The sequence below is a fragment of the Sphingobacterium sp. 40-24 genome, from assembly GCF_001899705.1.
Classification (GTDB): Bacteria; Bacteroidota; Bacteroidia; order Sphingobacteriales; family Sphingobacteriaceae; genus Sphingobacterium; species Sphingobacterium multivorum.
On record NZ_MKWH01000008.1, the window covers coordinates 41,678 to 53,872 of the forward strand.

Here is a 12,195-nt window from a genome sequence, read left to right on the forward strand (position 1 = left end):
TGCGAAGGACTTGGACGCTAAAACAAAAAATTGTTTTAGCGTCTCGATTATAAAAAATATCGCAAGAAGTATTACTACCGCCATTCAATTCTTGTATCTATCCAAAAACAATCCCTATTCCGCCGAAATAGATCTTCTGGTCTTTGGTGATTGTAGATGAGTTCTTCCAACGCATTAAAATTATAGCGAAACATATCTTCATCCTTTGACTGAATAGGGCGCAAAATTGAATCTTCATCATCGATAAAAATATCGGATTCGAAAATATTGATTTGATGCGTATTCACCCAAGCAATTGCCATTTCCTTACTCATTCGTTCCAATGCTTTGGTCGTTTCCTGATATTGTTTCATTTCCCAGGGAAGATCTTCCGGATAATGAGAAGCAATATAGTCTTGGTACGCTTTTATATCACCTTCACGGAGACATTCATTGCGAAGCAAAAGTCTTGTCGTGTCCCGAGCAAAGCTAATATACTCCGGCCGCATAAATAGGCCGTACCTTTTACTATACAATTCTATTTTTTCTGCTAGTTCTTGCCTCATAATTTGATTATCAAGCAAAAATCATCCCAACCTACTCTTTTATAAGGAGTTTTGATTAAAAAAGTGCGTTTCAAACGACTTTGAACATTCTAGTCAAGCAAATTGAGCTCACCTATATAATTTATTTAAATCTTCCCTAACATAAATAGCATTTCCTGTGGCTTTTTAGAATATTTTTAAACCGATAATTCCAGCGACGATCAATGTTGCTGAAAGGAGCCTAAATATATTGGCAGAATCTCCGAAAAAAAAGATTCCAACAATCAATGTTCCCACAGCTCCCAAACCTGTCCATACGGCATAAGCTGTACCGATAGGAATTGCCTTTTGAGCGTAAAACAATAATCCTCCACTAATGCTCATAGAAACAATAGCCAATATGATCCAACCCAATTTATTTGAATCTGGCTGTTGAGCCATTTTTAATCCGAGCGGCCAGCCAATTTCAAAAATGCCAGCGATGATCAATGCAATCCAATTCATTTTCAATAGTTTAAATTTCTACAGCAAAGATAATCGCTAAATGAGGTGCATTTTTTGACTTATATCAAAATCGTACCTTATCGCCGGATCCGACTAAGTGTTTCTTGTGTAATCCCTAAATATGATGCAATATGACCGAGATTAATTCTATTTAACAAATTGGGCTGTAAGCGTATGAGCGATTGATATCGTTCTACTGCAGATTCGGTATGCAGCGACATAATCCGTTCTTCAAGAATAATACAAACCTCCTCGGCAATCTTCCGACCGATAAGATTTAGTTCAGGATAAATTCTATACAATTCATTTAAATCGTCTACAGAAATAGCATAGATCTCGGAATCTTCAAGAAGCTGAATATTTTCAAAAGAGGGTTTTTCAGTATAAACGGGTAAAATCGATCCAAAAATCTGGTTTTCCTCACCAAACCAGCTGTTCATTTCACGTCCGTTTTTAAAAAAATAAGCTCGTAGTAATCCTGTACTTAAAACAAAATAGCTGGATAAATGCTGCCCTTCTCTCAAAAAATGCTCGCCCTTTTTCTTAAAGAAATAACGCGTTCTATTTTCTACCGCTTTCTCAATTGCTTCATTGAGATAGCCATATTTTTTGAACTGTTCAACTAGGGGATTCATTCTATTATAGATTAAAATCATTCATAGTTCATCGTGTTATCTGCTGGATTATACTTTAGAAGTTCTGTATATGCATCGCCTTCAATTCCCAATAGCTGACAAAATGCAGGCTCAGTTTTTATCCCACTCCTCTTGAGCTGTCTGACCTGTTCAGCGAATTCTCCACCCCTCAATTGAATAATTTCATGCTCTTTAAGCATATGTAAGTATCCATTCTGAATTTCAGTTGCTTTATCCGTTGCATAAATTTCAAAAAGCTGCTCTTCAATCGTGAAACGGCAGACGATTACACGATCGGCCGGCCGCTGTAACCGAAAATGTGCATGTTTCGAAAAATTAAGAGACAGCATTTCTTCAAGAGCATCAAAATCGTTGACACACAGAATAATGTCTATATCGCTCCCACCCACATCTAGCTGAATCGGTATCGTACCAACTACAATCGGATCATAAGCATCAAGAAGAGTAGTAATTTGATAGTCAGTCAATAACCGATAGGCTTTTTTCTGCACGTCGTTTCCAGACTTCAAATAATCTATGTTTTTAAAATTTATGGTCATAAGTAACGATAAAATCCAATCCGGTTAAATAGGTTTGAATATACTAAACAACAAAAGAAAAAACGTAAACATAATCAAAATTAAAAAATAGCCGCAAGCAAGATTGGACTGAATTATCAATAATAAAAAACGGTTTATACCTACGACAGTGGAAACCGTTAACTAATATTTACTTAACACAAAATCAATACTACTCTCCTACCTTTATCGCGGTTTAAAAATCACCTAGTCATTTAAACAGCTACAAAACAAATGAGAAAACATTTGATTACCAGTATTTTGCTAAGCACAATCGGTACCTCACTTACCTATGCGCAAAATGAAACCACCTCTGCTCTGAATGGAACCGTCAGAGAGGGAAATTCGCCAATCAATGGGGCGACAATTGAAGCCATACATTTACCTTCTGGGACAAAGTACGTTACTTCATCGCGAAGTGACGGACGCTATAATCTCCCCAATATGAGAATTGGTGGCCCTTATCAAATCACTGTAACTTATCTTGGGCATTCACCCAATATCAAGCAGATCGAGAAACTGGCTTTGGGACAAAGCTCAACATTAGATATTCAGATGCAGTCCGCATCGCAAGTATTGGATGAAGCTGTCGTTGTAGGTACGAGACAGGGCAAAGTCTTCAACTCCGGCCGAACAGGTGCGGCACAAAACATTTCCCGCACAGCGATTCAAAATCTACCCACACTCAATCGAAGCTTTACAGACTTTGTCAAACTGACCCCTCAATTTTCGATGCAGTACGGTAATCCTTCTTTTGCAGGAAGAAGCAACCTTGCCAATAACTTTACCATCGATGGCGCGCTATTTAACAACGCGTTTGGACTACAAGGAACCATCGGAAGCCAAACAAACTCGCAACCTATCAATATGGATGCCTTTGAGGAGATTTCAGTAAACATTGCTCCTTATGACGTAAGACAAAATGGTTTTACCGGTGCTGCAATCAATGCCGTAACAAGAAGTGGTACCAACGAAGTACAAGGTTCGTTAAATTATTATTTCAGAAATCAGAATTTAGTCAACAAATACAATTCGGCCGGACTAAGAGCACCAGTCAACAACTTCAGCTTAAAAGGCTATGGTTTTACCGTGGGGGGACCAATTATCAAAAACAAGCTATTCTTTTTTGCAAGCGGCGAGCTTGAGCGAAGAACAGACCCAGGAACAAATTTTATAGCTTCACGCGGAGGAAATACGGGGCCGAATGTTTCAACCGTATCTGCGGAGAAACTTGATGAGCTAGCCAACTACCTTAAATCGATCGGGTATAATCCTGGATCTTATCAAGATTATCCTTTGGATACACGCAGTGACAAATTTTCCGTTAAATTAGATTACAATATCGATCAAAAAAATACCTTAAGCGCTAAATATTTCTACTTTCGTTCCTATCGTGACATCTTACCGTCCAATAGTGGTGCGCCCAAAAATAATCGGCAACCGTCCAACCTTGGCCTACCTTTCAGCTCAGCAGGCTACGGTATAAACAACAACATGGACAATGTGAATTTAGAATTACGTACGCGTATCAGTAGCAAATATTCTAATTCATTGACCGTAGGATACAATGTCATGAACGACTATAGAGAGTCGAAAGGTGGCCAACCATTTCCTCTGGTAGACATCATGAACCCCGACGGTAGTAGCATGACAGCATTTGGTTACGAACCATTTACAGCATTTAATAGCTTAAAGACGAAGGTATTTCAAGCAACCAACAACTTTAATATTTATGCCGGAAAGCATGAGATTACCTTGGGAGCCAATTTTGAAAATTACAAAACCACCAATGGATTTGCACCGAACTATTATGGAGCCTATACATTTGCCAGTTTAGATGACTTCTACAACTCTGCAAAAAATAATGTTTCCAACGCAACCAAATACCAAATCCAATATTCTGTTTTACCTGATGGGTCATTTCCTTATGCAGAAATTTCAGCACGTATGTTTGGTCTATATGCACAGGATGCCTATGCTGTAAATGATCATTTTAAATTGACTGCTGGATTGAGAGCCGATTTGACTAACATATCATCCCCCAATGAACTGAAAAATGATAATGTAACCAAGTTGAATTTTGATCAAGGTGAAAAGATCGATGTATCAAAATATCCAAAGAGTGCAATTCTTTGGTCGCCACGAATTGGATTTAATTGGAATGTCAATGGAACAAATCAAACGCAGGTACGTGGTGGATCGGGAATCTTTACGGGTCGTCCGCCATTAGTATGGATTTCTAATCAGGCCGGCAATAATGGTGTTATGTTTGGTTCTGAATCTATTAATAATCCTACAAACCGCCCATTTACACCTGATGTAGATGCTTATCGCAATGTGAACCACCAAACTGCAGCCAACAACTCGAGTTATAACTTGGCGGTAACGGATAATAACTTCAAATTTTTGCAGCTTTGGAGAACGAACCTTGCCATTGACCAAAAATTACCAGGCGGTGTTATTGGTACTTTTGAAGCCATGTATTCAAAAGATATCAATTCGGTCTATTTCCGTAACGTCAATCTAAATACGACGGACGGTAAAGCTTTAGTTGGTGCCGATAACCGTATGCGTTACAATACTCCACGTATTTATGGTGCTGCTCAACCTACTCCCGAAAATCCGAATATTTCCGACGCCATTGTGATGTCCAATACATCAAAAGGTTATAGTTATACCTTGACAGGAACATTGTCGAAAGAGTTCAAAGGTGGATTTTTTGCAAATATCGGTTATACCTATACAGATTCAAGATCTGTGAACGATGGAGGATCTATTGCTCAATCCATGTGGCGTGATCGCTATGTGTCGGGTAATCCAAATAGCGCTGACCTATCTTATTCAACTTATTTGGTTAAAAATAGATTTATTGCCAACTTCTCTTACCGTAAAGAATACCTGGATCATTTAGGAACGACATTCTCCTTATTTTATCAACTGCAGGACGGACCTCGCTACTCTTATACTTATGGCGGTGACCTGAACAATGATGGTTTGTCTGGTAATGACTTGATCTACATTCCAAATAGTAAAGCTGAAATTGCACTTGTTGGCGACAATGCGCAAGACACTCGGACAGCTGATCAATTATGGTCTCAATTGAACGGATACATTAATCAGGACAATTACCTGAACGCGCACAGAGGCCAATACGCGAAACGTAACGCATTGGTAGGAAAAATGATCGGAACACTGGATATCCGCATCGCGCAAGATGTATTTTTAAATACCAGCGGAAAGAAACATCAATTGCAGATTACTTTTGATGTATTTAATTTCGGTAATATGATCAACAAAAGCTGGGGAGTTGCCCAATTTGCCAACAAAGCGAACGGTATCTTAAATTACAAAGGATTGAATGCGCAGGGACAACCAACATTCTCATTCCCGTATTTAGATGCAACAAATCAGATTCCTTTAACCAACACTTTCTCGAACAGTGTGGATGAAACTTCACGCTGGAGAATTCAGCTGGGTGTACGTTACCGATTCAACCAATAAACAAAAAATAACGTAAATTTGAACCCATCCTATAACAACGGATGGGTTTTTAGTTTAATAATCATGAAAAAACTAGCGCTTTCCATTTTTACATTTCTTGTGACCATGACCTGTCAGGCACAGCATTTTGACCTTGTCCCGCTGGGAATATATGGTGGCGAACAAGAAGACAATCTTTCTGCTTATTTAGTAGGCACTCCAAGAGATACGGCCTTCCTTTGCCTCGACGCCGGAACCATAAATACGGGGATTAGAAAAGCTATTGTGTTGAAAAGTCTAAATGGATCGGTCGAAACAATTTTGCATAACCAAATAAAGGGATATTTCATTTCCCATGGACATCTCGATCATCTATCGGGTCTTATTATTAATTCACCTGCCGATAGCAAAAAGAACATTTTCGCTATTGATCCGGTCCTTCAAATTCTACAAAATCACTATTTCATCACGGATACCTGGATCAATTTTGGGGATCAGGGCCAAAAACCCATACTAGGAAAGTATCATTACAACAGTTTACAGGAGGGGCTGGAAATGCAAGTACCAAATACAGCATTATCTTTGACGGCATATGAGCTGAGCCATGTAAATCCATATAAAAGTAGTGCAGCACTTGTCCGCCATGATAATCACTACCTCCTTTACCTCGGCGATACTGGCGCGGACCGGGTGGAAAAATCCGATCAGCTAGATAAGCTCTGGAATAAGATTACCCCACTGATCAAAAATAAACAATTAAACAGCATATTGATTGAAGTCTCCTTCCCAAATAATCAGCCAGAAAATTTACTCTTCGGTCACCTAACCCCCAATTTGCTGCTAGAAGAACTCGTAAAGCTCAAAGAAAAAACGGGACTAAAAAACTTGGAAGGGCTAAGCATAGTGGTCACACACCGAAAACCAACTGGTAACAACCCTGAAATCATTAAAAACGAATTGCTCAACAATAATCCACTTAAAATAAATTATGTTTTCCCCGAACAGGGCAAAAAGATAAGTTTAAACTAATGTAAAAAAGATGAAACCACTATTGGTTTCATCTTTTTTACCTAGAACTCTTCAATTATATCTGCAATTGTCAAACGTGATTTTGCGGTAATTGCAGGCTGATTTGCATCCTCCACATGTCGATAGCCAATAGCAACTGCAAACAGCGTCTGATAGCCATCGAGTTCTAGTATTTCATCGTAGACGGAATTTTCAATTCCTTCCATTGGGGTTGCGTCAATATGATTTGCAGCACAGGCTGCAAGGAAAAATCCCAAAGAAAGATACACCTGTTGCTTCATCCAGGATTGAACATGGAACTCCCCTTTCGACTGCAAAAATTGCTTATAGTAATTAATCGATCCCTCTGGAAGCGTGTTTGCGATCTGCTCTTCAAAGCGATCTACATCGGTAAGTGCGCTAAAGACAACCAGATGGCTTGCCTCATTTATCTTCTGTGCGTTCCAATAGGATGCGGCAGCGAGTTTTTGTTTCATCTCCCCAGAAGAGACAAAGAAGAATTTCCATGGCTGGCTATTGATGGAAGATGGACTCAATCGGATTATTTCCTTTAATTCAGCGATTTTCTCCTCCGGAATTAGCGCTTCTGAATTATACTTTTTCGTTGTGTAACGTTGCTTTGCAGTTTCTAAAAAAGCCATAACATACAAGATTAAATTAACTATATATTTTATAGTTGCAAACTTAAATATAGTATTATATATTTGCAATAACGGTCAAACTTGATAGTAACAGATGTATTTGATAGACAACAAACAATACCCATGCAGTACCAGCCTAACTATGAAATACATAGGCGGAAAATGGAAAGCAGTAATTTTGATTCATCTAATTGAAAAAAAACGTTATAATGAATTAAGAAAAGAATGTGCTTTAATTACCGAGCGGACTTTGAGCTTACAATTAAAGGAACTTGAGGCAGATGGCTTAGTAAAACGTACTGTGCATACCGATAAAGCGCCATTAAAAGTAGACTATGAACTTACACCATTCGGCAAGACGCTTATTCCGCTATTAGAATCTATTGCAGAATGGGGACGGGAAACGGCTAGTCGGACCGAACGGATTCAAAAAATGTAACATCAGAAACTTTCGATTACTCAAATCAGCCATAATGAATGAGCATCTAAAAAAAATCAATGCTTTAATTGACGGTTTTGATGCGGAAACAGACTTAGCATTACAAGCCATTTCCAAAACCAAAAAATACAAAAAAGGCGAATTTCTTTTGTCTCAGGGCCAGGTCTGTAAATCTAGTTTTTGGATTGAGGAAGGTATTACGAGGAAATACTATATGAATGAGAAAAAAGAAGTAACGACGGAGCTACTTTTTAAACATGATCTCGCAGTAGCCTTCAGCAGTTATGTCTCGAATCAGCCTAGCCGGGAGTTTATTCAGGCAATTACGGACGTTACTGTCTCGTGTATGGATAAGAAGGCCTTTCAGTATCTCAAAGTAAATCATCCTCAACTCATTCAACTCGATCTTTTAATGACAGAATACTATACAATGTGGTTAGAAAAGCGCCTGTTTGAATTTCACACTCTTAGCGCCAAGGAAAAGTATAAGCTACTCCTGAAGGAACAGCCAGATTTCATCCGTAATATACCGCTTACCTATATTGCTTCTTATCTCGGAATTTCCTTGGAAACATTAAGTAGGGTCCGTACAAAAATTTAATTATTTGATTTAAGTCAAATGCCAAACCAGTACATCTTTCAAAATTTGCAGTACATTTTGAAAATCAACTATCATGGCAGAAAAAATCAGATTTGTAGGATTTGATATCCTGAGAGCCTACGCAATCTTTGGGATGTATATCGTCAATTTTAACCTCGTCCTTGGAGATCCACATCATACCAGTTGGCTAGGCCAGTTTCTTACCCTCTTTAGCGGCAATTCGAGTACAATATTTGTTGTCCTATCAGGCATGGGACTTACTTTGCGAACAGAAAAATCTATTTACATTTCTCCGCAAGAACAATTTAAACGAAAGATTATTGTACAAAAAAAAGCAGGTTTTCTATTTGTGCTCGGATTATTATTATGTATTTGGTGGCCTGCAGATATCCTTCACTTTTATGGATTTTACATGTTTATTGCCTCTTTCTTTCTATTCGTTGATAAACAATACTACCTATATGGGGCAGTTTTCTTCACGATCATTTTTCACCTTTTGCTTATTTTAATTCCTTATGAAACTGGCTGGAACTTTGATACACTGACTTATACCGACAATTGGAGCCTAAACGGCTTTGTCAGAAACTCTTTATACAATGGCTGGAATTCTATTTTTCCGTGGATGTCCTATTTCATGATCGGTATGTACCTGGGTAAACTGGATTGGCGCAACGCCATCGTTCAAAAAAAATTGTTTCTCACAGGCTTGTTGTTATACCTTGTAGTACAAGTTGCACAATGTATCCCTCAAAACCTCATTGGCATAACAGCTTACTCTTTTCTAAATGCGGATTATCTTCCTCCTGTACTTCCATTTTTAATCAGTACAACAGGCTTCAGCCTGCTACTTATTAGTACATTCATGTACATTAACCGCTTTATTACTTCCAATACATTTGTCAACTCTCTCGCAAAAACTGGCCAAATGACATTGACACATTATATATCCCATTTAACATTGGGCATCCTATTATTTTCCTTTTTGGCTAGCAAAGGGGCGTTTAATCAAGTAATGGATCAACCAACAGCCTTATCACCAGAGATGATTCTCTTCCTATCATCGACTTATTTTATCGGCAGCTATTATTTCAGCAAAATTTGGGCAAAAAAATTTAAGAATGGTCCGTTTGAATCTCTTTTAAGACGGGCATCGAACTAAGCATACCCTAAAAAACGACATTTGCGCATCAGGAAGTTCATGTGATATCAAACTTCCTGATGCATTGACAACGGGGCAACCAAAGCCGGTAAATAGATCAATACAGTCTCTAAAAGACCTCGTCGACAAGTTCTTTATTGACCATTGCTCCAGCTAGGTTTCCTGTAGCGACAGCATTCGCCACTGAACGCATCATACTAGAATTATCTCCACATGCAAAAACACCTGCAACTGTTGTTTTCTGGAAATTGTCTGTTTTTATATGTCCCAGATCGGTCAATTCGCAACCTAACATGGTAGGAATATGAGAATGTTGCCTGAAAGGAATAGCGGCATAAACGGCATCAAATGTATGCTCAGAACCGTCCTTAAACTGCAGCTGTCGAACCCAGCCATTTTTATGCTGGATCTTGGAAATTTCACTTTCTATGATCGTTATACCATGCTGTTGAAGTTTCGCCTTCTGCTTGGAATCGAAATCGGCTTTGCCTGACGTCAATAGCGTTAAGTCGGTCGAGAGATTATTGACCAATCCCGCTAGATGAAGTGCCCGCTCCCCATTTGCCATAATCGCAGTTTTGCCCCTCCTGAACTCATAACCATGGCAATAAGGACAGTGTATAACCGAAATACCCCAACAGGCTGAAAATCCCTGTATACTTGGCAAAATATCTTCCACACCAGTCGAAAAAATGAGCTTTCCTCCTTTAAAAATTTCACCATTTTCGGTCGTTATTTCAAAACCATTTGTTGTTTTCGTACCACTGACAGCTAAGCCTTTCTGAAATTTTACGCTCGGGTAATTCAGGACTTCTTCTCTCGCTTTTTTCGCTATACTCAGCGGCTTTTCACCATCATGCGTGATGAAATTATGGGAGTGTGGCGTCTGTCTATTACAAGGTAAACCACTATCGATAATCAACACATTCCGCAAAGAGCGTCCCATTGCCATTGCAGCAGATAGCCCCGCATAGCTTCCTCCAATAATAATTACATCATAGCTTCTATCGTCCTTCATATATACATTTTTAATTGTTGTTTCTCTTTTGACAAATGATTAAATAAAATGGAAAATTTTCCTCCACTTCTCTGATCTCCAAGAGCCCAAAGTGATCAAATTCAGCATGAATGGAGTCAAAATCGTAAAAGAACATATGTACTCCTCCAAACATTGCAAATCGATCAGTGCCTATGGCCTCCCCCTTTCCATAGATGCTTGCTTGCTTTGATACCGTCGTAAAAATCATATAGCCTCCTTCAACTAATTGGTCAAAACAATGCTGGATTAACGCATTGCGTTCATCCGCATCCAATAGATGAATAAGCCCGTAACAAAATATACCGTCATATATATCCTGATCAAAAGGCATTTCATTAACCGAACCGTGATGAATAACCGTATCTGCCCCAAAGGATTTCCGGGCGAGCTCTATAGCAGTTTTAGAGATCTCAATGCCTGTAATTTTTATTCCTTTTTCCAAAAACGGGCGACCATTACGACCGTAACCGAACCCAGGGATCAGAATATTTTTGATGTTGTGCTCCGAAAAAAAGCCTACGGCAAAAATTGTAGACCTTGCAGCTTCATCCCCCCACATTTCTTGCTTCTCTACAAAATTACGTTCCCAAAATTCCATACTACTGTTGCTTATATTGTTTAAATTGAAATCGATCCTATAGGCTATACCAATTGGGCACAACAATGGATTAAAAGTCAACTCAGCGAAGATAGTCTTTTTCTTCTATTGCAACTATGTAGCAAAAACATTAAATGCAATTAAATTGCAAATAAATTACAATAAGATGAATTATTGAAATCATGGTTATTTATCAGTATTGAAAATCTGGTCTATGCTTAAATATCTTTGCTGATGAAAATGAATATCATCACAAAAACAAAAACATGAAATCTATAAAGACATTTTTAGCAGCTTCATTATTTCCATTAATTACCCTACAGGCCAGCGCACAAAAATTGGATAAGATGCTTTGGTTTAACGAACCAACAGAATGGAGCATCAAAGACAATTCGCTGTCGATGTTTGTTACGCCTAAAAGCGATTATTGGCGTATCTCTCATTACGGATTTACAGTAGATGACGCCCCCTTTTTCTATACGCTACGCGGGGGAGAGTTTGAAGTCAAGGCAAAGATCTCAGCTAACTACCAAACCCGGTTCGATCAAGCAGGTATTATGCTGCGCATTGATCAGGAGAATTATATAAAAGCAGGAATCGAATTTGTTGACGGAAAATACAATTTAAGTACGGTCGTTACACATAAAACAAGTGATTGGAGCATTGTTCCGATCGATAATGAAATCCCCTACATCTGGATCAAGGCTATACGTAGGTTGGACGCTGTCGAATTTTTCTATTCTTTTGATGATAAGGAGTATATTATGATGAGAAATGCATGGCTACAGGATAATCACCCTGTTATGGTTGGACTAATGGCAGCTTCGCCGGACGGCAATGGCTTTCAGGCCAAATTTGATTACTTTACGATCAAACACCTTGCAGATCAACGTCGAACCAAATGGCTAAAAGAAAATAATTCAAACTAAAAAACAGTTCGGGTCCGTCAAAAGGCTTATTGAGACGGA

The 12,195-nt window shown here is 38.7% G+C and carries 13 protein-coding genes; 6 read left to right on the forward strand and 7 right to left on the reverse strand.

Going from position 1 to position 12,195, the window contains the following annotated elements; all coding sequences use genetic code 11:
• Positions 1-74: 74 nt before the first annotated feature.
• From BGP15_RS02530 to BGP15_RS02545, 4 genes are all read right to left on the reverse strand, one after another.
• Entirely contained in the window at positions 75-545 is a 471-nt protein-coding gene (locus tag BGP15_RS02530; protein ID WP_046674568.1) for a hypothetical protein, read from the reverse strand.
• A gap of 165 nt (positions 546-710) precedes the next feature.
• Positions 711-1,028, reverse strand: coding sequence for a DMT family transporter (locus BGP15_RS02535; protein ID WP_046674567.1), 318 nt, complete (start codon positions 1,026-1,028; stop codon positions 711-713).
• 77 nt (positions 1,029-1,105) lie between these two features.
• Positions 1,106-1,663 carry a Crp/Fnr family transcriptional regulator gene (locus BGP15_RS02540; protein ID WP_070565449.1) on the reverse strand — a complete coding sequence of 186 codons (558 nt, stop codon included), beginning with the start codon at positions 1,661-1,663 and terminating at the stop codon, positions 1,106-1,108.
• 17 nt (positions 1,664-1,680) lie between these two features.
• Positions 1,681-2,193 (reverse strand): DUF4269 domain-containing protein, encoded by a 513-nt coding sequence (locus BGP15_RS02545; RefSeq protein ID WP_159333048.1) that lies wholly within the window; start codon positions 2,191-2,193, stop codon positions 1,681-1,683.
• 282 nt (positions 2,194-2,475) lie between these two features.
• Between BGP15_RS02545 and BGP15_RS02550 the strand changes: the two genes are divergently transcribed.
• Entirely contained in the window at positions 2,476-5,742 is a 3,267-nt protein-coding gene (locus BGP15_RS02550; protein ID WP_159333049.1) for a TonB-dependent receptor, read from the forward strand.
• A gap of 63 nt (positions 5,743-5,805) precedes the next feature.
• Entirely contained in the window at positions 5,806-6,750 is a 945-nt protein-coding gene (locus BGP15_RS02555; RefSeq protein ID WP_070565455.1) for an MBL fold metallo-hydrolase, read from the forward strand.
• 41 nt (positions 6,751-6,791) lie between these two features.
• Here the strand turns inward: BGP15_RS02555 and BGP15_RS02560 are convergent, their stop codons facing one another.
• Positions 6,792-7,391, reverse strand: coding sequence for a nitroreductase family protein (locus BGP15_RS02560; protein WP_070565457.1), 600 nt, complete (start codon positions 7,389-7,391; stop codon positions 6,792-6,794).
• Between the two features lie 142 nt (positions 7,392-7,533).
• Here BGP15_RS02560 and BGP15_RS02565 point away from each other — a divergent pair, with 142 nt between their 5' ends.
• The 3 genes from BGP15_RS02565 to BGP15_RS02575 all read left to right on the forward strand — a co-directional run bounded on the left by BGP15_RS02565 (position 7,534) and on the right by BGP15_RS02575 (position 9,590).
• A complete protein-coding gene (locus BGP15_RS02565) occupies positions 7,534-7,830 on the forward strand; it encodes a winged helix-turn-helix transcriptional regulator (RefSeq protein WP_286768603.1) in 297 nt (98 codons plus the stop codon).
• 34 nt (positions 7,831-7,864) lie between these two features.
• A complete protein-coding gene (locus BGP15_RS02570; RefSeq protein ID WP_286768604.1) occupies positions 7,865-8,431 on the forward strand; it encodes a Crp/Fnr family transcriptional regulator in 567 nt (188 codons plus the stop codon).
• A gap of 73 nt (positions 8,432-8,504) precedes the next feature.
• The gene (locus tag BGP15_RS02575; RefSeq protein WP_286768605.1) at positions 8,505-9,590 is read left to right on the forward strand and encodes a DUF418 domain-containing protein; all 1,086 of its coding nucleotides are present in this window, start codon (positions 8,505-8,507) and stop codon (positions 9,588-9,590) included.
• A gap of 109 nt (positions 9,591-9,699) precedes the next feature.
• Here BGP15_RS02575 and BGP15_RS02580 read toward each other — a convergent pair whose 3' ends face one another.
• Together BGP15_RS02580 and BGP15_RS02585 are read right to left on the reverse strand one after the other, a co-directional pair.
• A complete protein-coding gene (locus BGP15_RS02580) occupies positions 9,700-10,608 on the reverse strand; it encodes an NAD(P)/FAD-dependent oxidoreductase (protein WP_286768606.1) in 909 nt (302 codons plus the stop codon).
• Positions 10,609-10,618: 10 nt separating this feature from the next.
• Positions 10,619-11,227: a class I SAM-dependent methyltransferase gene (locus BGP15_RS02585; RefSeq protein WP_286768607.1), complete on the reverse strand. Its 609-nt coding sequence runs from the start codon at positions 11,225-11,227 to the stop codon at positions 10,619-10,621.
• 266 nt (positions 11,228-11,493) lie between these two features.
• Between BGP15_RS02585 and BGP15_RS02590 the strand changes: the two genes are divergently transcribed.
• The gene (locus BGP15_RS02590) at positions 11,494-12,156 is read left to right on the forward strand and encodes a DUF1349 domain-containing protein (protein WP_286768608.1); all 663 of its coding nucleotides are present in this window, start codon (positions 11,494-11,496) and stop codon (positions 12,154-12,156) included.
• Positions 12,157-12,195: the final 39 nt, after the last annotated feature.